At 63.6% G+C, this 25,390-nt stretch carries 30 protein-coding genes; 22 read left to right on the forward strand and 8 right to left on the reverse strand.

The features are described 5' to 3' along the window. Positions 1-58: 58 nt before the first annotated feature. The 4 genes from uvrC to ASC48_RS01605 all read left to right on the forward strand — a co-directional run bounded on the left by uvrC (position 59) and on the right by ASC48_RS01605 (position 4,362). On the forward strand, positions 59-2,104 hold the full coding sequence (uvrC, locus tag ASC48_RS01590) for an excinuclease ABC subunit UvrC (protein ID WP_082439938.1): 2,046 nt from the start codon (positions 59-61) through the stop codon (positions 2,102-2,104). 58 nt (positions 2,105-2,162) lie between these two features. Further along, on the forward strand, positions 2,163-3,251 hold the full coding sequence (locus tag ASC48_RS01595) for an endonuclease/exonuclease/phosphatase family protein (protein ID WP_082439939.1): 1,089 nt from the start codon (positions 2,163-2,165) through the stop codon (positions 3,249-3,251). Between the two features lie 140 nt (positions 3,252-3,391). After that, a complete protein-coding gene (locus ASC48_RS01600; RefSeq protein WP_050475016.1) occupies positions 3,392-3,982 on the forward strand; it encodes a thymidine kinase in 591 nt (196 codons plus the stop codon). Between the two features lie 86 nt (positions 3,983-4,068). Beyond that, a complete protein-coding gene (locus ASC48_RS01605) occupies positions 4,069-4,362 on the forward strand; it encodes an HlyU family transcriptional regulator (protein WP_050475015.1) in 294 nt (97 codons plus the stop codon). A gap of 232 nt (positions 4,363-4,594) precedes the next feature. Here the strand turns inward: ASC48_RS01605 and ASC48_RS01610 are convergent, their stop codons facing one another. Then, the gene (locus tag ASC48_RS01610; RefSeq protein WP_055454065.1) at positions 4,595-5,299 is read right to left on the reverse strand and encodes a GNAT family N-acetyltransferase; all 705 of its coding nucleotides are present in this window, start codon (positions 5,297-5,299) and stop codon (positions 4,595-4,597) included. Positions 5,300-5,491: 192 nt separating this feature from the next. Here ASC48_RS01610 and pgsA point away from each other — a divergent pair, with 192 nt between their 5' ends. From pgsA to ASC48_RS01630, 4 genes are all read left to right on the forward strand, one after another. Further along, positions 5,492-6,064 (forward strand): CDP-diacylglycerol--glycerol-3-phosphate 3-phosphatidyltransferase, encoded by a 573-nt coding sequence (gene pgsA / locus ASC48_RS01615; RefSeq protein ID WP_050475012.1) that lies wholly within the window; start codon positions 5,492-5,494, stop codon positions 6,062-6,064. A 32-nt stretch (positions 6,065-6,096) separates the two neighbouring features. Further along, the gene (gene moaD, locus ASC48_RS01620; protein ID WP_019963964.1) at positions 6,097-6,348 is read left to right on the forward strand and encodes a molybdopterin converting factor subunit 1; all 252 of its coding nucleotides are present in this window, start codon (positions 6,097-6,099) and stop codon (positions 6,346-6,348) included. 2 nt (positions 6,349-6,350) lie between these two features. Continuing rightward, entirely contained in the window at positions 6,351-6,830 is a 480-nt protein-coding gene (locus tag ASC48_RS01625; RefSeq protein WP_055454066.1) for a molybdenum cofactor biosynthesis protein MoaE, read from the forward strand. 134 nt (positions 6,831-6,964) lie between these two features. Beyond that, a complete protein-coding gene (locus ASC48_RS01630) occupies positions 6,965-8,227 on the forward strand; it encodes a multidrug effflux MFS transporter (protein WP_055454067.1) in 1,263 nt (420 codons plus the stop codon). A gap of 84 nt (positions 8,228-8,311) precedes the next feature. On the opposite strand, the gene ASC48_RS01635 is transcribed toward ASC48_RS01630, so the two are convergent. Then, entirely contained in the window at positions 8,312-9,211 is a 900-nt protein-coding gene (locus ASC48_RS01635) for a branched-chain amino acid aminotransferase (protein WP_055454309.1), read from the reverse strand. Positions 9,212-9,528: 317 nt separating this feature from the next. Here ASC48_RS01635 and ASC48_RS01640 point away from each other — a divergent pair, with 317 nt between their 5' ends. The 3 genes from ASC48_RS01640 to ASC48_RS01650 all read left to right on the forward strand — a co-directional run bounded on the left by ASC48_RS01640 (position 9,529) and on the right by ASC48_RS01650 (position 12,212). Then, a complete protein-coding gene (locus ASC48_RS01640) occupies positions 9,529-10,074 on the forward strand; it encodes a MarR family winged helix-turn-helix transcriptional regulator (RefSeq protein ID WP_055454068.1) in 546 nt (181 codons plus the stop codon). Positions 10,075-10,078: 4 nt separating this feature from the next. Continuing rightward, the gene (locus ASC48_RS01645) at positions 10,079-10,774 is read left to right on the forward strand and encodes a response regulator (RefSeq protein WP_055454069.1); all 696 of its coding nucleotides are present in this window, start codon (positions 10,079-10,081) and stop codon (positions 10,772-10,774) included. A gap of 145 nt (positions 10,775-10,919) precedes the next feature. Next, complete coding sequence (locus ASC48_RS01650) at positions 10,920-12,212, forward strand: ATP-binding protein (RefSeq protein WP_208975510.1); 1,293 nt, start codon at positions 10,920-10,922, stop codon at positions 12,210-12,212. Between the two features lie 3 nt (positions 12,213-12,215). Here the strand turns inward: ASC48_RS01650 and ASC48_RS01655 are convergent, their stop codons facing one another. The 5 genes from ASC48_RS01655 to ASC48_RS01675 form a co-directional block, all read right to left on the reverse strand. Continuing rightward, a complete protein-coding gene (locus tag ASC48_RS01655) occupies positions 12,216-12,572 on the reverse strand; it encodes a tRNA-binding protein (protein WP_055454070.1) in 357 nt (118 codons plus the stop codon). An 89-nt stretch (positions 12,573-12,661) separates the two neighbouring features. After that, positions 12,662-13,417 (reverse strand): TetR family transcriptional regulator, encoded by a 756-nt coding sequence (locus ASC48_RS01660; RefSeq protein ID WP_055454071.1) that lies wholly within the window; start codon positions 13,415-13,417, stop codon positions 12,662-12,664. 102 nt (positions 13,418-13,519) lie between these two features. After that, on the reverse strand, positions 13,520-14,341 hold the full coding sequence (proC, locus tag ASC48_RS01665) for a pyrroline-5-carboxylate reductase (protein WP_055454072.1): 822 nt from the start codon (positions 14,339-14,341) through the stop codon (positions 13,520-13,522). After that, the gene (locus tag ASC48_RS01670) at positions 14,338-14,838 is read right to left on the reverse strand and encodes a type III secretion system chaperone family protein (RefSeq protein WP_055454073.1); all 501 of its coding nucleotides are present in this window, start codon (positions 14,836-14,838) and stop codon (positions 14,338-14,340) included. The genes proC and ASC48_RS01670 overlap by 4 nt, the downstream gene beginning before the upstream one ends. A gap of 310 nt (positions 14,839-15,148) precedes the next feature. Further along, the gene (locus ASC48_RS01675; protein WP_055454074.1) at positions 15,149-15,439 is read right to left on the reverse strand and encodes an accessory factor UbiK family protein; all 291 of its coding nucleotides are present in this window, start codon (positions 15,437-15,439) and stop codon (positions 15,149-15,151) included. A 204-nt stretch (positions 15,440-15,643) separates the two neighbouring features. Here ASC48_RS01675 and lgt point away from each other — a divergent pair, with 204 nt between their 5' ends. The 8 genes from lgt to ASC48_RS01715 all read left to right on the forward strand — a co-directional run bounded on the left by lgt (position 15,644) and on the right by ASC48_RS01715 (position 22,900). After that, a complete protein-coding gene (lgt, locus tag ASC48_RS01680; RefSeq protein ID WP_055454075.1) occupies positions 15,644-16,465 on the forward strand; it encodes a prolipoprotein diacylglyceryl transferase in 822 nt (273 codons plus the stop codon). After that, positions 16,462-17,610, forward strand: a complete 1,149-nt coding sequence (locus tag ASC48_RS01685) for a class I SAM-dependent methyltransferase (RefSeq protein WP_055454076.1) — start codon at positions 16,462-16,464, stop codon at positions 17,608-17,610. Before lgt ends, ASC48_RS01685 begins: the two co-directional genes overlap by 4 nt. Next, on the forward strand, positions 17,610-18,380 hold the full coding sequence (gene pgeF / locus ASC48_RS01690; protein WP_055454077.1) for a peptidoglycan editing factor PgeF: 771 nt from the start codon (positions 17,610-17,612) through the stop codon (positions 18,378-18,380). Before ASC48_RS01685 ends, pgeF begins: the two co-directional genes overlap by 1 nt. A gap of 4 nt (positions 18,381-18,384) precedes the next feature. Continuing rightward, positions 18,385-19,542, forward strand: a complete 1,158-nt coding sequence (locus tag ASC48_RS01695) for a M24 family metallopeptidase (protein WP_055454078.1) — start codon at positions 18,385-18,387, stop codon at positions 19,540-19,542. Positions 19,543-19,616: 74 nt separating this feature from the next. Next, complete coding sequence (locus tag ASC48_RS01700) at positions 19,617-20,135, forward strand: hypothetical protein (protein WP_072242489.1); 519 nt, start codon at positions 19,617-19,619, stop codon at positions 20,133-20,135. Between the two features lie 249 nt (positions 20,136-20,384). Continuing rightward, positions 20,385-21,317, forward strand: coding sequence for a ribose-phosphate pyrophosphokinase (locus ASC48_RS01705; protein WP_055454080.1), 933 nt, complete (start codon positions 20,385-20,387; stop codon positions 21,315-21,317). 124 nt (positions 21,318-21,441) lie between these two features. After that, entirely contained in the window at positions 21,442-22,134 is a 693-nt protein-coding gene (locus tag ASC48_RS01710; protein ID WP_055454081.1) for an MOSC domain-containing protein, read from the forward strand. A gap of 163 nt (positions 22,135-22,297) precedes the next feature. Then, a complete protein-coding gene (locus ASC48_RS01715; protein WP_055454082.1) occupies positions 22,298-22,900 on the forward strand; it encodes a 50S ribosomal protein L25/general stress protein Ctc in 603 nt (200 codons plus the stop codon). Between the two features lie 57 nt (positions 22,901-22,957). Here the strand turns inward: ASC48_RS01715 and ASC48_RS01720 are convergent, their stop codons facing one another. Beyond that, positions 22,958-23,899, reverse strand: a complete 942-nt coding sequence (locus ASC48_RS01720; RefSeq protein ID WP_055454083.1) for a LysR substrate-binding domain-containing protein — start codon at positions 23,897-23,899, stop codon at positions 22,958-22,960. A 98-nt stretch (positions 23,900-23,997) separates the two neighbouring features. Here ASC48_RS01720 and ASC48_RS01725 point away from each other — a divergent pair, with 98 nt between their 5' ends. The 3 genes from ASC48_RS01725 to pth all read left to right on the forward strand — a co-directional run bounded on the left by ASC48_RS01725 (position 23,998) and on the right by pth (position 25,349). Then, on the forward strand, positions 23,998-24,201 hold the full coding sequence (locus tag ASC48_RS01725; protein ID WP_055454084.1) for a YdcH family protein: 204 nt from the start codon (positions 23,998-24,000) through the stop codon (positions 24,199-24,201). Beyond that, the gene (locus ASC48_RS01730; protein WP_055454085.1) at positions 24,198-24,407 is read left to right on the forward strand and encodes a hypothetical protein; all 210 of its coding nucleotides are present in this window, start codon (positions 24,198-24,200) and stop codon (positions 24,405-24,407) included. Before ASC48_RS01725 ends, ASC48_RS01730 begins: the two co-directional genes overlap by 4 nt. Before the next feature lie 174 nt (positions 24,408-24,581). Then, the gene (gene pth, locus ASC48_RS01735) at positions 24,582-25,349 is read left to right on the forward strand and encodes an aminoacyl-tRNA hydrolase (protein ID WP_055454086.1); all 768 of its coding nucleotides are present in this window, start codon (positions 24,582-24,584) and stop codon (positions 25,347-25,349) included. Positions 25,350-25,390: the final 41 nt, after the last annotated feature.

The following is a 25,390-nucleotide window of genomic DNA, read 5'->3' on the forward strand; positions in this document are numbered from 1 at the left end:
GCGCCATGTTGGTGAAGATTCGCCGGGCCTTCGTGCCCGGCCGAGGTATAGTGAAGTCATGACATCCCGCCCGTCAGCCATGGACCGCCCGGAAGAGGCCGAGGAAACCGTTGAGGCCCCGGCTGCGCAGGAAGTTACCTTCATCCCTGCGCAGGACGAGAACACGAGCGGCAAGAAGGGCGTCGAAGTGATTGCCGATGTCGTGCGCCGCCTGCCCATGGGGCCCGGCGTCTACCGTATGCTGGATGAGAATGGCGACGTGCTCTATGTGGGCAAGGCCCGCAGCCTGAAGAAGCGCGTCACCAGCTACACCCGCCTGCAAGGGCAGTCGAACCGCATCATGCGGATGATCATGGCCACCGCCGCCATGGAATTCGTGCTCACCCGCACGGAAACCGAAGCCCTGCTGCTGGAAGCGAACCTGATCAAGCGCCTGCGGCCGCGCTTCAACGTGCTGCTGCGCGACGACAAGTCCTTCCCCTATATCCTGCTGACCGGCGACCATGCAGCGCCCGCCATCGTCAAGCACCGCGGTGCGCGGCGGCGCAAGGGCGATTATTTCGGCCCCTTTGCCTCAGCAGGCGCGGTCAACCGCACGATCAATGCGCTGCAGAAGGCCTTCCTCATCCGCAACTGCACGGACAGCTATTTCGAGAACCGCTCCCGGCCCTGCCTTCTGTTCCAGATCAAACGCTGCGCAGGCCCCTGCACGGGCGAGACCTCGAACGAGGATTACGCCCGGCTTGTAGCAGAGGCGCGTGGCTTTCTCTCCGGCCGCAGCCAGGCGGTGAAGAAGGAACTGGCCGCCCAGATGGAGGCCGCCTCACAGCGGCTCGACTTCGAGCATGCCGCCGTCTACCGCGACCGGCTGGCCGCCCTGTCGCATGTGCAGTCGCATCAGGGCATCAACCCGCAGACTGTCGATGAGGCCGATGTGGTCGCCATCCATCAGGAAGGCGGGCAGACCTGCGTGCAGGTGTTCTTCTTCCGCACCGGCCAGAACTGGGGCAACCGCGCCTATTTCCCAAAGGCCGACAAATCTTTTGAGGAGGCGGCCATCCTGGAAAGCTTCCTCGCCCAGTTCTATGACGACAAGCCCGCACCGCGTCTGATCTTGCTGTCGCATGAAATCGAGGAAATGGACCTGCTGTCGCAGGCCCTTTCCGAGAGGGCTGAACGAAAGGTGGCAATCGCCGTTCCCAAGCGTGGCGAGAAGAAGGAACTGGTGGACCACGCGCTCACCAACGCCCGCGAAGCGCTTGCCCGCCGGCTGGCGGAAACATCCAGCCAGGGCCGCCTGCTGCAGGGCGTTGCTGAAGTCTTCGGCCTGCCCGCTGCCCCGCGCCGTATCGAGGTCTACGACAACTCGCATATCATGGGCACCAATGCGGTCGGCGGCATGATCGTCGCCGGACCGGAGGGCTTCGCCAAGGGCCAGTACCGCAAGTTCAATATCAAGTCGCAGCACATCACCCCCGGCGATGACTACGGCATGATGCGCGAAGTGCTGACCCGCCGCTTCTCCCGCCTGTTGAAGGAGCATGCGCGCACGCCGCTGACCGCAGCCGATGATCCGGCACCGGAGAGCGCCGAAGAAACCGGCCTTGAGGATGATGAGGAGGAGGATGGCGTGCAGGCCGGCAACGCCGACATGCCCGCATGGCCGGATCTCGTCTTCATCGACGGCGGTCAGGGCCAGCTCAATGCGGCGCGGGAGATGCTGACGGAACTGGGCGTCACCGGTGTGCCGCTGGTCGGCATCGCCAAGGGACCGGACCGGGATGCGGGGCGCGAGAAGTTCTTCATGGAAGGCCGCCCATCCTTCATGCTGCCGGAGCGCGATCCCGTGCTCTATTTCATCCAGCGCCTGCGCGACGAGGCGCACCGTTTTGCCATCGGCACCCACCGGGCCAGGCGCAAGAAGGACATTGCCCGCAATCCGCTGGATGACATTTCCGGCGTCGGCCCGGCCCGCAAACGCGCCCTGCTGCGCCACTTCGGCACAGCAAAGGCCGTTTCAAAGGCGGGCATTGACGATCTGATGGCGGTGCCCGGTATTTCGGAATCAGTCGCAAAGCTGGTCTACGATCATTTCCACGAATAACCGTCTGTGCTAGGACGGGCCAGCCCACGCTGCAGTGCAACAGGAGACGGCAGGCGCGATGACAGATCAAACCGGCGGCAAGACCTCGATTTTCGTCCGGCTTCTGCGCCTTGCTTCCGTCATGAGCCTGCTGGTGGCCCTGCTGTTCGGCCTTCTATCCTTCGGGCCCTTCGTTGCGCCGGACGTCTGGGTTGCCGACAACATGAGCTTCTTCCTGCCGCAGCTGATCGGCGGCGGCTTTGTGGCCGTGTTTCTTGCGGCCATCTGCCGGCGCCTTGCCGGGCCGCCGCGCGCAGGCAAAGCCCTGCGGCGGCTGTTCCTGCTGACGGGCGTCACCCTGTCGCTGGCGCTGGGTGTCTCGCTCTACCAGACCTACAGGATCGTTGCTCCCGGCTTTGCCGAAGCCCGCATCCCCGGCACGAAAAACCTGCGCATCGTCTCGATCAATCTGGAAGTGCGCTATCTGGGTGATCCGGAATTCATGGCCTATCTGGAGAGTCTCCATCCCGACATTCTCGTGTTTCAGGAGGCCGAGTGGCATCATCAGATGCGCTACCGCAAGCGCCAGGGGGATGACACGCCCCTGATCGGCCTCGGCCCCTATTTCGAGAATTTCCTGATCGGCGATCTTGGCAGCATGATCGCCTTCTCCCGGTACCCGGTCAAATCCAGCAAAATCATACCGGTTGAGGGCGCCTGCAAGTCGCCACGGCGTTACGGCAACAGGGAAATCTTCTCGGCCATCATCGATGTGGACGGGTCCCCGCTCAACTTCATTGCGGTGCATCCGGACAGCCCGCGCTCGCCCTGCCGCTGGCAGTCCCGGCAGGATTATTTTGCAGCGCTTGCCGGTGTGATCGACGCATTGCCCGCCTCCGAACCGGCCATCATGATCGGCGACTGGAACACCTCCCCCCTTTCGAACCACTTCGAGAATCTGCTGGAGCAGGCCGGCATGCGTGTGCGCTTCCCGGCCGTGGTGCCCGTGATCACACGCTATTTCTACCACTACCGCTTCCGCTGGATCCTGGGCTCGGCGGTGGACCATGCCGCCGTCTCGGATGAAATCACGATCAGGAATGTTTCCATCGGCGGGGACGTGGGCTCGGACCATGTGCCGCTGATCGTGGACATCGCCATCCCCTGAGAAAGCCCGTCACTTTCTGCCTTCCACAGTTTATGCCCGCAGCCTGCCGCCTGCCGTTTGTGTCTGACCGGCTGGATGGCAAGAGTGTGACAGACAGCGGGACCGATTCCCGCTGATGCGAACAGACCGGCGCAGGACCGATGGCCAAGCTCTATTTCAACTACTCCTCCATGAATGCCGGCAAATCAACGGTGCTGCTGCAGGCCTCCTACAACTATGTGGAACGGGGCATGCGCACCCTGCTGCTGACGGCTGCGGTGGATGACCGGGCGGGCGTCGGCCGTATTTCCTCCCGCATCGGCCTTGTGGCAGAGGCAGATATTTTCCGCGCCGGCGACAACCTGCTCGACCATATCCGCAAGGCCCATGAAGCCGCCCCCATTGACGCGGTGTTTGTCGATGAGGCGCAGTTCCTCACCGAAGACCAGGTGTGGCAGCTGGCCCATGCCTCCGACCGGCTCGGCATGCCGGTCATGTGCTTCGGCCTGCGCACGGATTTTCAGGGCAAGCTCTTCCCGGGCAGCAAGGCCCTGCTGGCGCTGGCCGACAGCCTGAAGGAAATCAAGACCATCTGCTGGTGCGGCCGCAAGGCAACCATGGTCGCGCGGCTTGACGGCAGCGGACGGATCGTCGAGGAAGGCGAACAGGTGGTGATTGGCGGCGAAGAGTCCTATGTTTCCCTTTGCCGCCGCCACTGGGTCGACCGTGACCTCGGGCCGCGCTGCGACTGAGCAAGTTCAAGGCGTGATGCGTCAGCACCGAAAGCCTTGGTATAACGGGCGCAAATCACTTCAAACCGCAAGGACGGGACAGGCAGATGCTGGGAAAACTGTTCGGATCACTTTTCAAGGGCGGCTCTTCCGCTGAAGCCCCCCCTGCCCCCGTGGCCACCGAGGATTACAAGAACTGCCGCATCATTGCCGAGCCGCGCCAGGCCGGCAGCCAGTGGCAGATCGCCGGCCGTATCCTGAAGGAGATCGACGGCGAACCGCACGAACACACCTTCATCCGCGCCGACCAGTTGCCCACCCGCGATGAAGCCGCCGAATTCACCATCCGTAAGGCCAAGCTCATGATCGACCAGCAGGGTGATCTGATTTTCAAGAGCTGAAGGAGAGGGAAAGCTCGCTCAAGCGCAGCTTGTTTCTCAGCCCCTACCTCTCCATCGTCATCCCGGACGCGCATCGCGCGATCCGGGACCGGTGAGCCGAAGTGCCCATTGCTTCAAGAAGCTAGAGCCGAAAGACCGTGACTCACCGGTCCCGGATCTTCGCTTCGCTGCGTCCGGGATGACGCCCAAGGTTGGCAAGGCCTCAGCAAGAGCGCGCTTCTCGCCTACCCCCTCAGTCTCCCCGGCACTCCGCCAGACTGCGCTTCTGCCGGCCATCGGTGTCGAAATTATCCGGTGAAAGCCAGGCCTCGAAACCAGCCTTCAGCCGTGGCCATTCCTTGTCGAGAATGGAGAACCACGCCGTATCGCGGTTGCGGCCCTTGTAGACGGTCGCCTGCCGGAAAATCCCCTCGAAGGTGAAGCCGAGCCGTGCGGCAGCCGCGCGCGAAGGAGCGTTGAGATCGTCGCATTTCCATTCGTAGCGGCGGAAGCCCAACCCTTCGAAGGCATTGCGCATCATCAGATACATGGCCTCGGTTGCCAGCGGCGTGCGCTGCAGGGCGGGGGCGAAGTTCAGATGCCCCACCTCGATGCAGCCCGTTGCAGGCTCCACACGCAGATAACTGCCAACACCCATGGCCTTGCCGCTGGCCTGATCGATGATGGCGAACATCATCGGATCCGCCTTGCCTTCCATCGTCTTCAGAAAGGCGATGCACTCCGCCTCTTCGGCGAAAGGGCCATAGGCCAGATAGGTCCAGACCCGGTTCTCCCTGTCGGCGGACCATGCGGCATGAAGCTCCGCGCCGTGGCGCTCAGCGATCAGCGGCTCAAGCCGGCACCAGCGCCCCTGCATCACCTGAGCCACCGGCGCTGCCGCGCCCATCCATCCATTCACCGGCTCTCCAATCGGCTGTCCCAATTCGTTCAGGCGCATGCCCTCAGGTCTCCCACCATCAATTTGCTGTGACAGGCTTACCGTTCCATTCTTGCCGGCACCAGTTCAAAGACGTTTGCGCCCTCTCCGGCATTGTCAAAGTCACTCATCCGCCAGATGCGTTGACACCCGCGCGCCCTCATGCTTGTGTCCGGCTGACCCGCCGCCCGAGACGCGAAGCAGATACTTCACATGGCCAGACACGTCGCCCTGACCCTGCCTAACCTCTTGACCTATGCGCGCATCCTGGCGGTGCCTGCTGTGGTGGGATGCTTCTATTTCGATGGCCACACGGCGCGCTGGATTGCGCTGGCCATCTTCATCGCCGCCGCCGTGACCGATTTCTTCGACGGCTATCTGGCCCGCGCCTGGCAGCAGCAGTCCGCGCTCGGCCGGATGCTGGACCCGATTGCCGACAAGCTGCTTGTGTCCGTCTGCCTGCTGCTGCTGGTGGCCAAGGGGGATATTGGCGGCTGGTCGCTGATCGCCGCCATCATCATCCTGTGCCGCGAAATTCTGGTCTCCGGCCTGCGCGAGTTTCTGGCAGAGCTGCGCGTCAGCGTGCCGGTCACGAAACTGGCCAAATGGAAGACCACGGTGCAGCTTGTGGCCCTTGCCCTGCTGCTGGCTGGCCCCGCCGGGGAAGAGGTGCTGCCGGGAACCGAATTATCCGGCCTAGTCGCCCTCTGGATTGCGGCTGTCCTGACGCTCTACACCGGCTACGATTATTTCCGGGCTGGCATTGGCCATCTGATCGAGGAGTAGTCTCTCAAGGACTGCCGAAGAAGGAGAGGCGCATGATCATCCGTTACTTTGCCTGGGTGCGCGAGCGGACCGGCGTGGAACAGGAAGAGATCACACTTCCGGACAGCGTGACCACCGTGGGCGGCCTTATCAACTGGCTGCAGACCATCGACGACGCCCACGGGCATGCTTTTGCCGAGCCGGAACTGATCCGCGCCGCCATCGACCAGACCCATGCCGAACATGACGCTCCGATTGCGGGCGCGCGCGAGATTGCCTTTTTCCCGCCCATGACCGGGGGCTGAAGATGAGCCCGGTCCTGCGCGTCATCGTTCAGCCCGGCCCCTTCGATGCCGCGGCCGAATCCCGGCAGCTGTCCGAAGGCCGCGCCGATGTGGGCGCCATCGTCAGCTTCACGGGCCTGTGCCGTGACGAGGACGGGCGGCTGGAAGCGCTGGTGCTGGAGCACTTCCCCGGCATGGCGGAGAAGGAGCTGGAGCGCATCGCCCGCGAGGCACTGGAGCGCTGGCCCCTGACCGGCCTCACCGTCATTCACCGCTATGGCCGTATTCTGCCGGGCGAGCAGATTGTGCTCGTCACCGCCGCCTCGCGCCACCGCCGGGCAGCGTTCGAAGCCGCTGATTTCCTGATGGATTTCCTTAAATCCAGGGCCCCGTTCTGGAAGAAGGAAATCCTGCGTGAAGGCGGAACAGGCGGCTGGGTTGCAGCCAAGGCCGAGGATGAAACCGCGCTGGACCGCTGGAACGGCATTCAGCCAAAAGCGTGAAATTTCCCGAAGCCCCTGGGTTGACCGACCGGTCAATTTGGACCACTGATAGGCAACACTGATCTTTTTGCACGCCGGAACGCAGGCTGCGGGCCGCGTTTCAGACCGCTGTGCACCATACCTAAGGTTTGTTTATGTCCGATCTTGCCCGGAACACTGGCGCAAGCCAGACGCCCCATCCTGGGCTGCCCTTCGCCGAATTCGTCACCATGGTTGCCGCGCTGATGGCGCTGAATGCGCTGGCGATGGACATCATGCTGCCCGCCCTGCCCGACATCGGCAACGCGCTCGGCATTGCCAACGAGAATGACCGACAGCAGATCCTGATCTTCTATCTGATCGGCTTCGGCGGCGCGCAGCTCATCTTCGGGCCGCTGTCGGACTCCTTCGGCCGCAAGACCATTCTCGTCGGTGGCCTGGCGCTCTATGCCGCGGCCAGCGTCTTTGCCCTGTTCAGTACCAATCTCGACCAGTTGCTGATTGCCCGCGTGCTGCAGGGCATCGGCTGTGCCGGAACCCGCGTCATCGCGGTCTCTATTGTCCGCGACTGCTATTCCGGCCGCCGCATGGGGCAGGTCATGTCGCTGGTGATGATGATCTTCATGGCCGTGCCGATTGTTGCACCCTCCATCGGCCAGCTGATTCTTCTGGTGGCCGAATGGCACTGGATCTTCAGCACCCTCATGGGCGCAGGCGTTCTCATGCTGGTCTGGACCGCATTCCGCCTGCCGGAAACGCTGCCTGAGGACGCCCGTCAGTCCTTCTCGCCCGGCTCCATCTCCCTGGCCTATCTCAAGGTGGCGACGACCCGCATCAGCGTCGGCTACACCATGGCGACGACCTTCATCTTCGGCGGTCTGTTTGCCTTCATCTCCATGGCGCAGCAGATCTATGTCGATATCTTCGATCTCGGCGTGTGGTTCCCGGTCGTGTTCGCCGCTGTCGCCATTACCATGGCCGTGGCTTCGTTCCTGAATTCGCGGCTGGTCACCATCATCGGCATGCGGCGCCTGTCGCATGGTGCGGTGCTGGTCTTCACAGCCATGGGCCTGCTGCAGGTTGCCCTTGCGTTGGCGGGTGTTGAGAACCTTGCCATCTTCACGGTGTGCATGGCCATCAACATGGCCAGCTTCGGCTTCATGGGCGCGAATTTCAACGCAATGTCCATGGAGCCGCTGGGCGCCATCGCCGGAACCGCCTCCTCCGCCATTGGCTTCACCACAACGCTGGGCGGCGCCATTCTGGGCTTCATCATCGGCCAGAAATTCGATGGAACCCTGCTGCCGATGTCCCTGGCCTGCGCCGTCTATGGCCTTATTGCGACCGGCTGGGTGCTCTTGGCCGAGAAGGGCAAACTCTTCCACGCCCAGCATCCGTCAGGTGCAAAACCGCACTGAGGCGGTAAGCACAGGCGGTAGAGTCATAAAGGGCGGCTGCACCAGATGCAGCCGCCCTTTTCACTTACCAAACAGGTTGAGGCGTCACTCCGCCGCCTTGAGCCCTGCCGGGTCTGCGCGCACCAGCGCGTCATAGTCCAGCATCAGCGTCTTGGTGATCTCGCCAACGGTGAAGCTGTGCGGTCCGATCTCCGAGACCGGCGTAACTTCTGCGGCAGTGCCGGTGAGGAAGCACTGCTCGAAGCCGTCCAGTTCCTCCGGCATGATCACCCGCTCGATCACCTCGAAACCGCGCGCCTTGGCAAGGCCGATCACCGTGCGGCGGGTGATGCCATTGAGAAAGCAGTCCGGCTTCGGCGTGTGGATCTTGCCGTCCCTGACAAAGAAGACGTTGGCACCGGTCGCCTCGGCCACCTGACCGCGCCAGTCGAGCATCAGCGCATCGGCATAGCCCTTGCGCTCGGCTTCATGCTTGGACAGGGTGCAGATCATGTAAAGGCCGGCCGCCTTGGACTTGAACGGCGCGGTGGCCGGGTCCGGCCGGCGGTATTTTGCCATGTCGAGGCGGATGCCCTTCAGCCGCTCTTCCGGCTTGAAGTAGCTCGGCCATTCCCAGGCGGCGATGGCCAGGTGAATGGTGTTGTGCTGGGCCGACACGCCCATCATCTCGCTCCCGCGCCAGGCAATCGGGCGCAGATAGGCATCAACGAGGTTCATCCGCTTCAGCAGCTCTTCCTTGGCGGCATTGATGACCTCGGAAGAGAAGGGAATTTCGAAGCCTAGCACCTCAGCGGAGGCATGCAGGCGCTCGGTGTGCTCGGCGCTCTTGAAGATCCGGCCGTTATAGGCCCGCTCCCCTTCGAATACAGCGCTGGCATAGTGCAGGCCATGCGTCAGCACATGCACCTTGGCATCGGCCCAGGGAATGAACTTCCCGTCGAACCAGATTTCACCATCGCGTTGATCAAAGGGAATACCAGCCATTGTTCTTGTCTCCCGCGCCTTGTCGCCCGGCGCAATCTGCTTCTTGTATCCATTTTTCTGGATGCACACCCAGAACAGCCTTTGGCCTGATACTGGGGTTTTGCATGCACCCGTAACAAACAGTATCCTCATTTGAGGAGACTGCCAGCCCGGATTCTCTTAAGGGAATGAGGGCTATGCACGATCCGGACAAACACCCGGCACGGGGGGCGCATGCGACCGAACATTTCGTCAAGGTGCCGCTACAGGTAACAATCGATCAGAAATAAGTCAATATGGCTGACATAAATTTCAAGACAGCACCTGCAGCGCCCCAGATGGCCCAAGACAGCCCCCCCGTTTCAGGCAGCGGAAACGCCGGGTCTACGCCTTATGACCTGATAGAACTGCTGTTCTTCGCCTACCGGGATTTCACTGCAGACCCTGATCAGCTGCTCTCCGGGCTCGAATTTGGCCGTGCCCACCACCGGGTTCTGCACTTTGTCGACAGAAATCCGGGCATCCGCGTGTCGGATCTGCTCGCCATCCTGCGCATCACCAAGCAGAGTCTTGGGCGGGTGCTGAAGCAGCTGGTCGATGAAGGCTTCATCGACCAGCGCCCCGGCGAAACGGACCGCCGTCAGCGGCTGCTGCACACCACGGACAAGGGCCATAAACTGTCACGCAAGCTGGATGCGCTACAGGCGGTACGCATCAACGCAGCGGTGGATGCCCTGCCCGGACAGGATGCCGCCATCGTGCGCCAGTTCCTGTTCCAGATGATTGATCCGGAGCGGCGGCCCGAAGTGGCCCGCATGCTCTCCAACATTCCCCAGACCGGCAGCAGCGGCCCTGCGCCCAAACTTGCCGATACGGAGGCTTGACGCAATGACACGGGTGCCGGACGACAACGCCATCCACATCCTGCTGGTTGACGACGACAGCCGTATCCGCGATCTGCTGGGCCGGGTGCTGCAGGAAAACGGCTACCGGGTGACAACAGCCGCCAACGCCGCCGAGGCCCGGCGCTGCCTGTCTGGCCTTGCCTTTGATCTCCTGATCCTCGACATCATGATGCCGGGCGAGAACGGGCTGGATCTTGCCGCCTCGCTGCGGGCCGACAGCCCTGTGCCCATCCTGATGCTGACGGCCCGCGCCGAGGCGGAAGACCGTATCGCCGGGCTTGAGGCCGGGGTGGATGACTATCTGCCCAAGCCATTCGACCCGCGTGAGCTGATGCTGCGCATCGCTGCCATCCTGCGGCGCGGCGCCACCCGCAGGATGGACCGCCAGCCGGAAATCCGCTTCGGCCCCTTCGTCTTCGTGACGGAGCGCGGCGAACTGCGCCGGGGCGACAGCCAGATCCGCCTGACCGACCGCGAACGCCAGATCCTGACCATTTTCGCCGAACAGCCCGGCGCCACCGTGCCGCGGCACAAGATCGTCGGTGATGACAGCGGCCTTGGCGAGCGCACGGTGGACGTGCAGATCAACCGGCTGCGCCGCAAGATCGAGGATGATCCGGCCAACCCGGTCTATCTGCAGACGGTGCGCGGCATCGGCTACAGGCTGGCCTGTGACTGAAGCGCGCGCCCGCCTCCGCGGCCTTTTCGCAGGCTTTGGCGCATTTCTGGCGCCGGCTGCGAAACTGGCGGGAAAGCTGCTGCACCCCCTGCTGGCTCCTGTCGCCTTCATCTATGACAGGGTGGCCGGACGGATCTACCGCCATATGCCCAAGGGGCTTTTCACCCGCGCGCTGCTCATCATCGTCACGCCCATGGTGCTGCTGCAATCCGTGCTCGCTTTCGTGATCATGGAACAGCACTATCAGCAGGTCACCTTCCGTCTGTCACAGGCGGTGGTGCGCGAGATCGCGGCGCTGGTTTACACGCTGGAGAATTACCCTCAGGACGCGGATTACCGGCTGATCGAGGAAATGGGCAGCCGGACGCTGGACATGTCCGTCTCCATCCTGCCGCCGGAGCCCTTACCCCCTCCCCGGCCCAGGGCTTTCTTCGATCTGGTCGCAGAAAATCTCAGCCGCGAGATTTCCCAGCGCATCGGCAAACCCTTCTGGGTGGACACCATCGGCCGCTCCCGCTTCGTCGAGATCCGCATTCAGCTCAAGGACAAGGTGCTGCGCGTGGTGGCTCGCCACAGCCAGACCTATGCCTCCAACTCGCATATTTTTCTGGTCTGGATGGCCGGCAGCTCGCTGGTGCTGATCTCCATTGCCATGCTGTTCTTGCGCAATCAGATCCGGCCCATCGAGCGGCTGGCCAATGCGGCGGAAGGCTTCGGCAAGGGCCGTCCGGTGGATGATTTCCGCCCCAGCGGCGCACGCGAGGTGCGCAGGGCCGCACAGGCCTTCATCGAAATGCGCCGGCGCATCGAGCGGCAGATCGACCAGCGCACCACCATGCTGGCCGGCGTCAGCCATGACCTGCGCACGATCCTCACCCGCTTCCGCCTGCAGCTTGCCCTCATCCCCGAAACACCGGAGACCGAAGGCCTCAAGCGTGACGTGGACGAGATGAGCAACATGCTGGAGGATTATCTCGCCTTCACACGCGGCGACAACGGCGAGGCGGTGGAGACGGCCGACATCACCCTGATGCTGGAGGAACTGGAGGAAGCCGCCGAGATTTCCGGTGCGAGCGTCTCCTCAAGTTTCACCGGCGAGCCGGAGGTGGAGTTACGGCGCAATGCCGTGAAACGCAGCCTCATGAATCTGGTCATGAATGCCGCAAGGCATGCCAGCCATGTCGATATCCAGGGCCGCCATATGGACGGCTGGCTGACCGTGATCATCGACGACGATGGCCCCGGCATTCCGGAAGAGGAGCGCGAAAACGTCTTCCGCCCCTTCTACCGGCTGGACGAAGCCCGCAATCAGGACGCCTCCGGCAGCGGCCTTGGCCTTGCCATCGCCCGCGACATAGCCCGCAGCCACGGCGGCGACATCCAGCTGGAAGAAAGCCCCATCGGCGGCCTCAGGGCCCGCTTCCGCATTCCGGGGTAAGGCTCAGAACAAACGCCCGCCCAGCGGGGTGTCCTGATCGGGGGTGATGAGGACGACTTCGCCGTCGGCGTCCGGCACGCCGAGCGTCAGGACTTCGGATCGCATCGGGCCAATCTGGCGCGGGGGAAAGTTGACGACCGCCAAGACCCGGCGGCCGACGAGGTTTTCCGGGGTGTAGTGTCTGGTGATCTGGGCGGAGCTTTTCTTGATGCCGATATCCGGGCCAAAGTCGATCACCAGCTTGATCGCCGGCTTGCGCGCCTCGGGAAAGGGCGCAGCCTCGATGACCTGCCCGACGCGGATATCCACCTTCAGGAAATCGTCAAAACTGATCGGCTGCGCAGGAGCGCTCGGGGTCATGGCAGGTCTCCGGAAATTCCATGCGAAAGGATCTTCACAGTGCCGCGCCCGGCGCAACCGCGCAAGCCCTTGCAGACAGGCAGAGGACGTCAGACCGGCTGAGCGGCTGCCTCTCCGGCATCGTCAGGACCAGTTTCACTGCGCCGGGACTTGCGGCGGGACATCGCCTTGCCGGCGAGTTTGATCAGGCCACATGCCACAGGGCGCGTCACCCGTTCCACCGCTCCCAGCCGCCGCAGCCAATCCTCGCCCCGGTCCAGTTCCCTGTCGAGGGCAGCCATGGTGCGCGGCAGGCTTTCGTCTTCCTCCTCAAGGAAGGTTTCGAGCACACGGGCGAAGGAAACCGCCAGCCCCTGCTGCACCAGACGGCCCTTGATGCCGGGAATGGAAACACCGGCAGCCGCCAGCATCCAGCCCTGCGAGCGCACGGCGATACCGTTCAGGCACATGGCCAGCGCCGGATCACGCATGGCATCCTTGCGCAGCTGGGTCAGCGCAGGTTTATGGGGGGCCAGCGCATCCAGGCGCGTCATCAGCACGTCGAACAGCCGGTCACGCGGCGGCTGGTCAAACATGCTGTCATCGCGGCCATCCAGCACGGCGGCATCCACCTGCCCGGCAAAAGCAGCCAGAAGCTCGCTCTTGCCGGAAACAGCCTGCCGGAGAGCCGAGGGCTTCAGCCCGGCGGCTTCGGCGATATCAGTCAGGGAAATATCTGCGTAGGACCGGGTGGCGAGCAGTCCGAGAAGAGCCTCGACGGCCATCGTCCGGTCATCGGGACGTGGCGTGGCTTTGCGGCCGCTCTTCCCGGTCTTGCCTGCGGTGCCTTCTGCTTCCGGTGCCATGTCCGCCTCCTTCTTGGATGCCTTGGCAGGATGTATTCCCCTTATAGGTAGGCACATCCTGTGCGCATGGAAGAGGCAAAGGCAAGCAATGCGGCAGCACCGTCAGGAACCGGCGAGCTCCCGGGCGCGGCGGGCAGCAGCTTCGACAGCTGCATCCATCAGAGGCTGCATGCCGTTTTCAGCCATCAGCACGGCAAGAGCCGCAGCCGTCGTGCCATTGGGCGAAGTGACGTTCTGCCGCAGGATTGCGGGCGAGTCGTCAGACTGATGCATCAGTTCCCCTGCCCCGCTCACCGTTGCTTCGGCAAGCCGTGCAGCCAGATCCGCCGGAAGACCGGCGCGCCGCCCGGCTTCCGCCAGGCACTCGGCCAGCAGAAACACATAGGCAGGACCCGAACCGGAGACGGCGGTGACAAGATCGATCTGCGCTTCCGAGGTCAGCCACTCGACGGCACCAATCGCCGACAGAAGCTGCCCGGCTGTCTCGCGCTGTTCTGCCGTGACACGGGCGTTTGGGTAAAGCGCGGTAATGCCCCTTCCCACCATGGCAGGCGTGTTGGGCATGGCGCGGATGACGGCGATATCGCCGAATGCGGCTTCGAAGGTGCGCACCGGCGTGCCGGCGGCAACCGACAGCACCAGCGTATCGTCAGCCACCGCAGGCTTCAGCCCCGGCAGCACATCGCCCATGATCTGCGGCTTAACGGCCAGCAGCACCATACCCGCCTTGACGCCATCCGGCACCTTCGGCGCATGGGCAATGCCGTGGCTGTCCAACTGGGCCACAAGAGCGGCGGACGGCGCGGGGTCAACGACCAGAAGGCTGGCGGCATCAACGCCGCGGGCCATCCATCCGGCGATCATTGCGCCGCCCATCTTGCCCGCGCCGACAACGGCAAACGGGCGTTCAGCTGAAAAACTCATGCTTCTCCTGCGGTCTCGAACAGGGCGCACTCCAGCGCCTCCTGAGCTGTCTTGCCAGCCCAGACAACAAACTGGAAGGATTGATAATAGCGCTCGCAGGCTTCCAGCGCATTGGCCAGCAGCCCTTCGATCTGCGCACCGGAAGCTTCCGCACCGCCTGCCAGCAGCAGGGACTGGCGGAACATGATGACGTTTTCCTTGCTCCACAGGTCGAAGTGCCCCATCCACATCTGCTCGTTCACGAGCGAGAGGAGGCGCATCACCTCGGTCTTGCGCGGCTCGGTCACCTTCAGATCGAAGGCACAGGCCAGATGCAGGGACTCCAGCTCCTCCATCCAGGAGAAGGAGATATGATAGTCGCACCAGTATCCGCCGATGGAAATGGTGATCTCGTCATCATCCGAACGCTCGAAAGCCCACTCATTGAGCGCAGCCACGTGTTCGATCAGATCGACGGGATTGTCGGGGCGTTCAAAGTCGATTTCGATGAGGCTCATGGCGATCCTCCCCGTTTACGGGAGCCGGATAAGGGGCGGATTTCCGCAAATCCAGCGTCTTCCCCTGAACAGAGGCCGCGCAAACCGCCGGTGGCGGCAGGGTGAAAACAGGACCCATTTCGGGACGCGTGCGAATCCCTGTTTGGAATCAGTATATAAACTTCCTTCGCAAATGCAGCAGGAAACCGCCCTGAGGTTTTGATCAAATCCTGTGGACGATTGTTTCCATGCACCGGTGCAGGCCGCTTCACGGCATTGTGACGGCGGAAACACCTCACGCCGCCGCTGCATTGCAGCCATTCGGACTTGATCAGCCCTCGGACTTGGCCTTGCGGGCAGGCTTTGCCTCGGCTTCAGCCAGCTTTGCTTCCAGCGCCGCGATCCGGGCTTCCAGAACCTCGATCTGGTCCAGCGCGCGCACCGCCATGTCACGGGCGACGTCGAAATCCTCGCGCTTCACCAGATCCATATCGGCCAGAAACCGTTCAGCCTGGGCACGGAAAGCGGTCTCCACCTCACGGCGGGCTCCCTGCGCCACACCGGCGGCGTCAGTCATGAGCTTGGCGAAATCGTCGAAAATCCTGTTCGGGCCCTGGGTCATGACGCACTCCTGAAGATGGTGACGGCCCCCCCTTGCGCTTGCTCTCCGGACCAATCCGGCGAGGCACTGCGGGCCGTGTCACACAGGTATTGACCTTTTGCCCCAAGTTCAAGGCGGCAATGCAGCGCCTTGACGCACCGGGGGGAATGCGCAAGGTCTGGTGCCGCTGGCAAATCGCCCCGGATCAACAGCACTGGACCCTGCATGCCCGTTCTCGCCCTGCCCTTCCCCGCCGTTGACCCGGTCATCTTCGAGGTTGGCCCCTTCGCGCTGCGCTGGTACGCGCTGTCCTACATTGTGGGCATCCTGCTGGCCTGGCGCTACATGCGCCTTGCGGTACAGAAGGACAGGCTGTGGCAGGCCATTCCCCGGCCCGGCCTTGTGGATATTGACGATTTCGTCACCTGGGGCACCGTCGGCATCATCGTGGGCGGGCGGCTGGGCTATGTGCTGGTCTATGACCCGCTGACCTATCTCGCCAATCCGGTGGAGATTTTCGCCGTCTGGAACGGCGGCATGTCCTTCCACGGCGGCTTTGCCGGAACCGTGCTGGCCATGGTGCTGTTCGCCCGTGCCCGCGGCATCCCGCTGCTGACACTGTTTGACCTTGCCGGGATTGCCGCACCCATCGGGCTTTTCTTCGGGCGCCTCGCCAACTTCATCAATGACGAATTGTGGGGCCGCCCCACGGATGTGCCCTGGGCGGTGGAGTTCCCCTCCGGCGGCTACATCCCGCGCCATCCGAGCCAGCTCTATGAGGCAGCGCTGGAAGGCGTGCTGCTGTTCCTCGTCCTGCGCCTCATGTCGCACCGCCTTGGCCTGCTGCAGAAGCCGGGCTTCCTGGCTGGTGCCTTTGCCGCCGGTTATGGCATCACCCGCTCCATCGCCGAAGAGTTCCGCATGCCCGACGCGCAGATCGGCTTCCTGCCCGGCGGCTTCACCATGGGCATGCTGCTGTCCGGCCCGATGATCCTCGCCGGCATCGCGCTGATGGTCTGGAGCTGGCGCAGAGCGAAGCCCGCATGAGGAGAGACGCCCTGCCCGCTTCGCCGCTGAAAGAAAAGCTCATCCGCCAGATCGCGGCGGAAGGCCCGATGACGGTGGCCGCCTATATGGCCGCCTGCCTCGCCGATCCGCAGCACGGCTATTACACCACGGCCGAAGAACCGTTTGGCGCGAGGGGCGACTTCATCACCGCGCCGGAAGTAAGCCAGATGTTCGGCGAGCTCATCGGCGCCTTCGTGATCTCCACCTGGGAGGCAATGGGCGCGCCGCAGACCTTGCGGCTGGTGGAGACCGGCCCCGGGCGCGGCACGCTGATGGCGGATCTGTTGCGCATGGCAAGCCTGCGCCCGGCCTTCCTGCGCGCTGCCAGCCTTCATCTCGTTGAGATCAGCCCCCGGCTGAAGGCCCGGCAAGCCGAAGCCCTTGCCAATGCGCCGCTTGCGCCGCACTGGCATGACAGCCTGCACGAGGTGCCCGAAGGGCCGGTGATCCTGATTGCCAACGAATTCTTCGATGCGCTGCCCATCCATCAATATGTGAGAACGCCGGAAGGCTGGCGCGAGCGGATGGTGGGGCTGAATGAGGCAGGAGACCTCGCCTTCGGCACGGGTCCCGGCCGCCTGCCGCTGGCCGCCATTCCTCAAACCGCTGCAAACGCCCCGCTTGGCGCCATTCTCGAAACTTCGCCGCTCTCCGCCGCCGTTGCGCAGGACGCTGCCGCCAGAATCACGGCGCATGGCGGGGCAGCGCTGTTCATCGACTACGGCTACCTGCGCTCTGCGCCCGGCGACACGCTGCAGGCGCTGCGCCGCCACGCCTATCAGGACGCGCTGGCCGAACCCGGCCTTGCCGATCTGACGGCGCATGTGGATTTCGAGGTTCTGGCCGCTGCCGCCCGGCGCGGCGGAGCAACCGTAGCCTCACCGCTGACACAGGGCGAATTCCTGCTGCGCATGGGGCTGCTTGAGCGGGCCGGGCAACTGGGCGCTTGCAAGGACGCCGCCACGCAGGAACGCATCCGCAGCGAGGTGGAGCGGCTGGCGGCGCCTCAGGAAATGGGCGAACTTTTCAAGGTGCTGTGCATTGCGCAACCGGGCCTTGTTCCGGCCCCGTTTGACAGTGAGGCTCTTCCGCCGCACGCTGACGCAAATTCCGGAGAGGCTTGATGATTACCGCAGACCTTCTGACCCTGCCCGGCGTCATCCGCCACGGCTTCTTCACCCGGCAGGGCGGCGTTTCCACCGGCATCTACAGCAGCCTCAACATTGGCCTCGGGTCCGATGATGACCGGTCGCATGTGCTGGAAAACCGCGCCCGCGTTGCCGCCATGCTGGACGTGGCACCGGAGCAGCTCGTCTCGCCCTATCAGGTGCATTCGCCCGATGTGATCACCGTCACCCGCCCCTTTACCGAAGGCGAGAACCGTACGGCAGACGCGCTGGTCACCGCCACCCCTGGCCTTGCCATCGGCGTGTCCACCGCCGACTGCGGCCCCGTGCTGTTTGCCGATCCTAAGGCCCGCGTCATCGGCGCGGCTCATGCGGGCTGGCGCGGCGCTCTGACCGGCGTTCTCGACAACACACTCGACGCCATGGAGAAGCTCGGCGCAAGGCGGGAGAACATCACCGCCGTGCTTGGTCCCTGCATTTCGGCCGCCGCCTATGAAGTGGGGCCGGAGTTCCGCGAGCGTTTCGAGGCGGAAGCGCCCGGCTGCGGCCGCTTCTTCGGCACTTCGGGGCGCGAAAACCACTTCATGTTCGATCTGCAGGCCTTCATCATCGCCCGTCTGCAGGCAGCAGGCGCGGGCCGGGCCGAAAGCCTTGGTCTGTGCACCTATACCGACGAGGCCCGCTTCTTCTCCTACCGGCGCACCACGCACCGCAAGGAGCCGGACTATGGCCGCCAGATTTCCGCACTCGTGCTGACAGGAGACTGACCCGATGGCGCTGCATTTCACCGACGCGGAATTCGAGAGCCGGTTCGAGCGGCTGAGGATCCGGATGGAAGACGAAAAGCTGGATGCCATGCTGCTGTTCGCACAGGAAAGCTCCTACTGGCTTACGGGTTATGACACCTTCGGCTTCTGCTTCTTCCAGTGCCTGGCCGTTACCGCCGACGGGCGCAAGGTTCTGCTGACACGCTCGGCCGACGAGCGGCAGGCCAGGCACACCTCCAACATCTCCGATATCCGCATCTGGGTGGACCGGGGCGGCGCCAGCCCGGTGGGGCAGCTGAAGGACATGCTCTTCGACATGGACCTGCTCGGAGCCCGGCTCGGCATCGAATATGACACCCATGGGCTGACCGCAAAGCTGGGCCGGGAGCTGGACGAAGCCCTGCGCAGCTTTGCCGAACTGTCGGATGCCTCGCACATCATCCCGCGCCTCAGGGCGATCAAGAGCGCTGAAGAACTGGTCTATGTGCGGCAGGCAGCAAAACTCGCAGATGCCGCCTACCTGGCCGGCCTCGACGAAATCCGCCCCGGCGCGGATGAAGGACGCATTCTTGCAGCGATGCATACGGCCCTCTTCGAGGGCGGCGGCGACTATCCGGGCAATGAATTCATCATCGGTTCGGGCCGAGATGCCCTGCTGTGCCGCTACAAATCCGGCCGCCGGGAATTATCGCCGCAAGACCAGATCACGCTGGAACTGGCAGGCACCTACCGCCACTATCACGTGGCTCTGATGCGCACGGTGGCGGTCGGCGCCGCCACGCCCCGCCACATGGTCATGCACGAAGCCTGCTGCGAGGCGCTCGCCGCCGTTGAGAGCAAGCTTCAGACCGGCTGCACCTTCGGCGAGATCTTCGACGCTCATGCCGGTGCCATGGATGCCCGCAACATGCTGCCCCACCGGCTCAATGCCTGCGGCTATTCGCTCGGAGCCCGCTTCACGCCCAGCTGGATGGACTGGCCCATGGCCTACAGCGGCAATGATGCAGCCGTTGAACCGAACATGGTCATCTTCATGCACATGATTCTGGCCGATTCGGGCACGGAAACGGCCATGTCGCTGGGCCGGACCTATCTGACTGGCGTGGATGGACCTGTTTCTCTTTCGGAACTGCCTCTCGACCTTCCGGTCAAGGCAAGCTAAACCTGTCCACACACAGGATTTCCGGCGCTCAGGCGACTGCGGCCGCCGCCACCAGAAACGGTATTCGGGAACAGATGACGACACTCATGTCCTCCACGGCCAAGAGGCTTTGCGCCGCGACCCTTCTTCTCGCCGTTGCGGCCTGCAACCAGACAGCGCCCACACCAAGGACTGTCGCCCCGTCCGTGCCGGCAAACCAGGCCCTCACACCGGCCCCGAAGGTTCCCGCAAGCCAGGCCACCTTTGCGTTTGAGCCTTTTACCGGCGCTCCGGGCAATACGGCGGACGAACTGGCGCAGGAGATCGGCGCCCGGGCGGGCGCCGAGCAGCTGAAACTGGTGCGCCGCATCGACGCCAGGCCGACCTACCGCGTCAAAGGATATCTGACGGCCACCGGAACGGCGGCTGGCGGCTCGGTCTTTTTCGTTTTCGACGTCTTTGATGCCAATGGCGTGCGCCTGACGCGCATCTCCGGCACCGAGGCCACCTCCGGCGTGAGCGGTGATCCTTGGGCCGCTGTGGATGTGTCCACCCTGAGGCGAATCGCGGCCCGTACGGTGCTTGAGCTGAAGGCATGGGTAAACACGCATTGAGCCTTTGAAGCATCAATTGCACGTCTAAGTATTCACCTTAGGTGCAACGCAGCAGAAAAAAGCAGCCGGATGGCCTTTTGTGGTGTTGTCGGAAGGCAGCGGGGTTGTTACAACGCCGCCGCCTGAGACAAGCAAAACTCAGGGTGCTGCGCACCGCTTTGGTGCGTGACATGGACGCGTAACTGAAGACGTGAGGCAGGGGCCTTCCGGGTCCGGCGTTGCCGCGTCGCACAAAAGGACCAGTCGCCCATGAAAATTGTCGCGGGCAACTCCAATCGCGCGCTTGCCGAAGAAATTTCCAAATATCTGGATGTTCCTCTGGCTGCCTGCCAGGTGCGGCGTTTCGCTGACCAGGAGATTTTCGTCGAGCTTCAGGAAAACGTCCGCGGTGAGGATGTTTTCGTGGTTCAGTCCACAAGCTACCCCGCCAATGACCACCTGATGGAACTGCTGATCATCATTGATGCGCTGCGCCGCTCCTCGGCCCGCCGCATCACTGCAGTGATCCCCTACTTCGGCTATGCCCGTCAGGACCGCCGCGCCTCGGGCCGCACGCCGATCTCCGCCAAGCTGGTGGCCAATCTGATCACCGAAGCCGGCGCCGACCGCATCCTGACCCTTGACCTGCACGCAGGCCAGATCCAGGGCTTCTTCGATATCCCCACCGACAACCTGTTTGCCGCGCCGGTCATGACCCGCGACATCAAGGAGCGTTACGCCACGGACAACGTGATGGTCGTGTCTCCGGACGTCGGCGGCGTGGTGCGCGCCCGTGCACTGGCCAAGCGAATCGATGCGCCGCTTGCCATCGTCGACAAGCGCCGCGACCGTCCGGGCGAATCGGAGGTCATGAACATCATCGGCACCGTCGATGGCATGGACTGCATCCTCGTGGATGACATCGTCGACAGCGGCGGCACCCTGTGCAATGCGGCAGAAGCGCTGCTGAACAAGGGCGCCAAGTCAGTTACGGCCTACATCACCCACGGAGTTCTGTCCGGCGGCGCCGTTGCCCGCGTCTCTGCCTCCAAGCTCAAGGAACTGGTGATCACCAACTCCATCGAGCCGACCGCCGCCATCAAGGCCGCCGCCAACATCCGCGCCATCTCCATCGCCCCGCTGATGGGCGAAGCCATCAACCGCACGGCGCTGGAAGAATCGGTTTCGAGCCTGTTCAACTGAACAGGGCAGAAATCTCATAGGCACATGAGAAGGCATCCGGTGACGGGTGCCTTTTTTGTCTGGACAAATGCCGCAATCCGGAGAACCGTCGGGCCCTCGACGGGCCACACGGGACGAACGGCACATGACCCAGCATCTGGAAGCAACCATCCTTGGCGTCTTCACGGGCAAAGCCAGGGACCGCTGGGAGGGCAAGGCCCCGAGTGCCATAGGCAAGCAGGCGGCGCAGGACAGGCTCTGGCTGTCGAAGACAGGGCTTTGCGGCGATGAGCAGGCAGACACGGCCGTTCATGGCGGGCTGGAAAAGGCACTGCACCACTATGCTGCCGATCACATGCCCCATTGGGCTGCCGCATGGCCGGAGCAGGCAGAATTCTTCAAGCCCGGCTGCTTTGGCGAAAACATCTCCAGCCACGGCCTGACCGAAGAGAGCCTGTGCCTTGGCGACATCCTGAAGATGGACGGCGCGACGGTGCAGATCTGTCAGGGCCGCCAGCCCTGCTGGAAGCTGAACATGCACACCGGTCTGCCGGGCATGGCCCCTGCCTTTCAGAAAACCGGTTTCACCGGCTGGTACTACCGGGTTCTGGAAGAAGGCAGCGTGGCGGCAGGCGGCACGATCCGCCTCATCGAGCGGCAGCATCCGGACTGGCCGCTGAGCCGCGTGATCGCTGCGCGCTTCAATCCGCGCCTTGATGCGGCAGAGGCCGCAGAGCTGGCGGCCATGGAGGTTCTCGCCGAAGGCTGGCGCAACGCCTTTGCCCGCAAGGTTGATCCGGCCTTCGTGGAAAACACAGACCGGCGCCTGAAAGGCTGAAAACGCCAGCAATCCGGGGCGCATTGCTTGCGCTTTCCCGGCCTTTCGGCTATAGACCCGCTCGCGTCCGCACCCCTGGAGGCGGCGCAGGGGCCGATTCCGTCCCTCTGACCAACGGGTCAGGGAGGCGCCGGTCCATTTTTACATCCGAAGGAGTACTGTCATGGCTGCCAGCTACGAGCTGAAGGCATCTGTGCGGAACCGGGTGGGCAAGGGGGCCGCTCGTGCATTGCGTCGCGAAGGTCTCATCCCCGCCGTCATCTATGGTGACAAGAAGGCCGCGCTGCCGATTTCCATTCCGCTCAAGGAAACCACTCTGGCCCTGCACAAGGGCGGCTTCCTGACCCACATCGCCACCATCGTCGTGGACGGCGAAAAGCACCAGGTGATCGCCAAGGACTACCAGCGTCATCCGGTCCGCGACGAGCTGACCCATGTTGACTTCCTGCGCGTGTCTGGCAACTCCACCCTCGTGGTCAACGTTCCGGTTCACTTCCTGAACCAGGAAACCTGCCCGGGCATCAAGCGCGGCGGCGTGCTGAACATCGTCCGTCACACGGTTGAAATGACCGTTCCGGCGAACGCCATTCCGGAGTTCCTGGAGCTGGACCTCGCGAACGCCAAGCTCGGCGAGTCGCTCCACATCTCCGCCGTCAACCTTCCGGCCAACTGCCATCCGACGATCACCGACCGCGATTTCACCATCGCCACGATCGCCGCTCCGGCTGGCCTGAAGGACGAAGAAGAAGGTTCGGCTGAAGCCTGATTTCAGGCTCGCCGGAATTTTCCGCGAAAGGGGGCGCATTGCGTCCCCTTTTTTGCTTCAGGCCTCCGTGAGGCTGACACTGACACCCTCAAGGCTGGAAGCGGCGATGCCCTCGCGCGCTAGGTCCGCCAGCCGCTGAAGATGGGCCTGACGCGGCGAGCCTTCACGCCAGGCCAGCACGATATGCCGCTGCATGGGCCAGTCGCCCGGGCTGCGCAGCACCACCTGCCGCTCCCGCGCAAATTCTGAAGCCACATAGGCGGCCGGAAACAACGAAAGCCCCATGCCGATGGCAACCATCTGGCGCAGGGCGTCGAGACTGGTGCCTTCGTAGTCCTCGCTCATCACCGCGCCGGACGCCGTGCACAGCGCCTGCACCTGATCATAGAGCCGGTGTCCGCGCCCCAGCGTCAGCATCCGCTCGCCCTCAAGGTCTGAAACGGACAGCCCGGGCCGCTCTGCAAGAGGATGGCGCTGCGGCAGACCCAGATAAATCCGCTCACAGCATATCACCTCGCTGGCAAGGCGGGTGTCGCGGACCGGCAGCGGCGTCAGGATGCAATCCACACTCCCCTCCCGCACGGCCGTTTCCAGAAGCGATGGCCGTTCCTCCCGGATGTAGAGCTGCAGGCCCGGCACCTGCTCCTGCAGAAGCTCGATGACACCGGGCAGCAGATATGGCCCCGCCGTGGGCGCAACACCCATGCGGATCAGTCCGCCCAGCCCCTTGTCGGCCGCCTGCGCCTCGCGGACGAATTCATCCAGCGTTTCCAGCACGGTTCTGGCGTAGGGAAGCAGGGCGTGTCCGGCCGGCGTCGGCTGCACGGCACTGCCGCCCCGGTCTATCAGCACCACCCCCAGCCGGTCCTCCAGCAGCTTCAACTGCGCCGACAAGGTGGGCTGGGAGACATGGCAGGCGCGTGCTGCACGGCCGAAGTGGCCATGCTCGGCAACGGCGACGAGATACTCAAGCTGACGGTGTGACGGACGGTAAGGCATGAATAGATAATATCTATCAAGGTCATACAGTCTATGTATTTTTATAATCGGGCGAAGCACCTCATATGAGAGACGCTGGGTAATGAAAGGAGGAAGACATGCACCAGAAACTGGTCGCCTTGCGCGTTCGTCATGCCATTCTCGATGCCAAGATCGAGCGGGAGGCCCGCCGCCCTCACACCGACACGATCCGCCTCACAGCTCTGAAGAAACTGCGCCTCCGCCTCAAGGAGCAGATCACGCAGGTGGAACGGGAATTCTTCCGCAAGGAACCTCGGGGGAACGGGATGGTGCGCGCATGAGCACCGGTTTTCCAGCCTTCTGGTTTGCCATGCATGGCTTCGGCCCCATCCGCCCCGCCGGGCGACGGAGCCAGCGGCTGACCGAACTTGACCAGCGGATGTCCGAATTCCTGACGGAGAAGCAGGGATCGGGCGGCAGCGAACTGCTGCCTCACGTCGCCGGTGAGCAGGCTCGCATTCGAGAGGCCTTGCGGGAAGGGGAGTAAGTTACAACGTTCCGGCAGTGCGCACCCCGGCACTGCAACGCTCCGCAAGGCCATGAGAAAGCAGCCAGAGAGTGGGCCGTCTCGACAGGGGCGGCCCATTGCTGTAAGCGGACGCTGACACCGCGCGGCCCCAAGGCTGGCGCCATTTCCCGTTTGCGCAGCTACGGACATGCCATGCAGATCATCGCAGGCCTCGGCAACCCGGGCGGACAATATGCCCGCAACCGGCACAACATCGGCTTCATGGCCGTGGACGAGATTCACCGGCGCCACTCAAGCTTCTCGCCCTGGCGCGCCCGCTTTCAGGGCGAGGTGAGCGAGGGCACCATCGGCGGCGAGAAGGTCATGCTGCTGAAACCCATGACCTACATGAACGAATCCGGCCGCTCCGTTGGCGAGGCCATGCGCTTCTACAAGCTGGAGCCGGCGGATATTCTCGTCATCTATGACGAGCTGGACCTGCCGCCCGCCAAGTTCCGCATGAAGACCGGCGGCGGCCATGGCGGCCACAACGGCCTGCGCTCCATCACCGCTCATATCGGCGACGCCTACCGCCGCCTCAGGCTCGGCATCGGTCATCCGGGCGACAAGAAGCTTGTCTCCAACTATGTGCTGGGTGATTTCTCCAAGGCGGACAGTGAATGGCTGGAGCTGCTGATTGATGGCATCGCCAGTCATGCGGAGCTGCTGGCCAAACGTCAGGACAGCACCTTTGCCAACAAGCTGACCCTGCAGCTGGAGCCGGAGAAGGCGCAGCGCCCTGAAAAGCGCAAGGCTGCGGAAACCGGCGACGCCACCACTCCGCCCGCGCCGCGCCCGGCAGCCAAGGGGCAGAGCCACATCCGCCAGGCCCGCCAGCCAAAGGCCCCTGCCCTGCCCACGTCCGGCCCCATGGCCGAGATGCTGAAGAAGCTGCTGGGCAAGAGCAGCGGTCAGGACTGACCCGCCTTCCGTCTTCGCAATGCTTGACCTTGCCCGCCCCC

The sequence above is a fragment of the Pannonibacter indicus genome, from assembly GCF_001418225.1.
Taxonomy (GTDB): Bacteria; Pseudomonadota; Alphaproteobacteria; order Rhizobiales; family Stappiaceae; genus Pannonibacter; species Pannonibacter indicus.

What these genes read in the sequence shown, in the direction of transcription:
- ASC48_RS01700 (WP_072242489.1), top strand. Translation starts at nt 19,617, where the DNA reads ATGACGACACTCATGTCCTCCACGGCCAAGAGGCTTTGCGCCGCGACC.
- pgeF (WP_055454077.1), top strand. Translation starts at nt 17,610, where the DNA reads ATGATTACCGCAGACCTTCTGACCCTGCCCGGCGTCATCCGCCACGGC.
- ASC48_RS01635 (WP_055454309.1), bottom strand. Translation starts at nt 9,211, where the DNA reads ATGGCTGGTATTCCCTTTGATCAACGCGATGGTGAAATCTGGTTCGAC.
- ASC48_RS01675 (WP_055454074.1), bottom strand. Translation starts at nt 15,439, where the DNA reads ATGACCCAGGGCCCGAACAGGATTTTCGACGATTTCGCCAAGCTCATG.
- ASC48_RS01645 (WP_055454069.1), top strand. Translation starts at nt 10,079, where the DNA reads ATGACACGGGTGCCGGACGACAACGCCATCCACATCCTGCTGGTTGAC.
- moaD (WP_019963964.1), top strand. Translation starts at nt 6,097, where the DNA reads ATGATCATCCGTTACTTTGCCTGGGTGCGCGAGCGGACCGGCGTGGAA.
- ASC48_RS01720 (WP_055454083.1), bottom strand. Translation starts at nt 23,899, where the DNA reads ATGCCTTACCGTCCGTCACACCGTCAGCTTGAGTATCTCGTCGCCGTT.
- ASC48_RS01710 (WP_055454081.1), top strand. Translation starts at nt 21,442, where the DNA reads ATGACCCAGCATCTGGAAGCAACCATCCTTGGCGTCTTCACGGGCAAA.
- pgsA (WP_050475012.1), top strand. Translation starts at nt 5,492, where the DNA reads ATGGCCAGACACGTCGCCCTGACCCTGCCTAACCTCTTGACCTATGCG.
- ASC48_RS01715 (WP_055454082.1), top strand. Translation starts at nt 22,298, where the DNA reads ATGGCTGCCAGCTACGAGCTGAAGGCATCTGTGCGGAACCGGGTGGGC.
- pth (WP_055454086.1), top strand. Translation starts at nt 24,582, where the DNA reads ATGCAGATCATCGCAGGCCTCGGCAACCCGGGCGGACAATATGCCCGC.
- ASC48_RS01730 (WP_055454085.1), top strand. Translation starts at nt 24,198, where the DNA reads ATGAGCACCGGTTTTCCAGCCTTCTGGTTTGCCATGCATGGCTTCGGC.
- ASC48_RS01630 (WP_055454067.1), top strand. Translation starts at nt 6,965, where the DNA reads ATGTCCGATCTTGCCCGGAACACTGGCGCAAGCCAGACGCCCCATCCT.
- ASC48_RS01725 (WP_055454084.1), top strand. Translation starts at nt 23,998, where the DNA reads ATGCACCAGAAACTGGTCGCCTTGCGCGTTCGTCATGCCATTCTCGAT.
- ASC48_RS01695 (WP_055454078.1), top strand. Translation starts at nt 18,385, where the DNA reads ATGGCGCTGCATTTCACCGACGCGGAATTCGAGAGCCGGTTCGAGCGG.
- proC (WP_055454072.1), bottom strand. Translation starts at nt 14,341, where the DNA reads ATGAGTTTTTCAGCTGAACGCCCGTTTGCCGTTGTCGGCGCGGGCAAG.
- ASC48_RS01640 (WP_055454068.1), top strand. Translation starts at nt 9,529, where the DNA reads ATGGCCCAAGACAGCCCCCCCGTTTCAGGCAGCGGAAACGCCGGGTCT.
- lgt (WP_055454075.1), top strand. Translation starts at nt 15,644, where the DNA reads ATGCCCGTTCTCGCCCTGCCCTTCCCCGCCGTTGACCCGGTCATCTTC.
- ASC48_RS01670 (WP_055454073.1), bottom strand. Translation starts at nt 14,838, where the DNA reads ATGAGCCTCATCGAAATCGACTTTGAACGCCCCGACAATCCCGTCGAT.
- ASC48_RS01685 (WP_055454076.1), top strand. Translation starts at nt 16,462, where the DNA reads ATGAGGAGAGACGCCCTGCCCGCTTCGCCGCTGAAAGAAAAGCTCATC.
- ASC48_RS01605 (WP_050475015.1), top strand. Translation starts at nt 4,069, where the DNA reads ATGCTGGGAAAACTGTTCGGATCACTTTTCAAGGGCGGCTCTTCCGCT.
- ASC48_RS01600 (WP_050475016.1), top strand. Translation starts at nt 3,392, where the DNA reads ATGGCCAAGCTCTATTTCAACTACTCCTCCATGAATGCCGGCAAATCA.
- uvrC (WP_082439938.1), top strand. Translation starts at nt 59, where the DNA reads ATGACATCCCGCCCGTCAGCCATGGACCGCCCGGAAGAGGCCGAGGAA.
- ASC48_RS01660 (WP_055454071.1), bottom strand. Translation starts at nt 13,417, where the DNA reads ATGGCACCGGAAGCAGAAGGCACCGCAGGCAAGACCGGGAAGAGCGGC.
- ASC48_RS01705 (WP_055454080.1), top strand. Translation starts at nt 20,385, where the DNA reads ATGAAAATTGTCGCGGGCAACTCCAATCGCGCGCTTGCCGAAGAAATT.
- ASC48_RS01655 (WP_055454070.1), bottom strand. Translation starts at nt 12,572, where the DNA reads ATGACCCCGAGCGCTCCTGCGCAGCCGATCAGTTTTGACGATTTCCTG.
- ASC48_RS01595 (WP_082439939.1), top strand. Translation starts at nt 2,163, where the DNA reads ATGACAGATCAAACCGGCGGCAAGACCTCGATTTTCGTCCGGCTTCTG.
- ASC48_RS01610 (WP_055454065.1), bottom strand. Translation starts at nt 5,299, where the DNA reads ATGCGCCTGAACGAATTGGGACAGCCGATTGGAGAGCCGGTGAATGGA.
- ASC48_RS01650 (WP_208975510.1), top strand. Translation starts at nt 10,920, where the DNA reads ATGCCCAAGGGGCTTTTCACCCGCGCGCTGCTCATCATCGTCACGCCC.
- ASC48_RS01625 (WP_055454066.1), top strand. Translation starts at nt 6,351, where the DNA reads ATGAGCCCGGTCCTGCGCGTCATCGTTCAGCCCGGCCCCTTCGATGCC.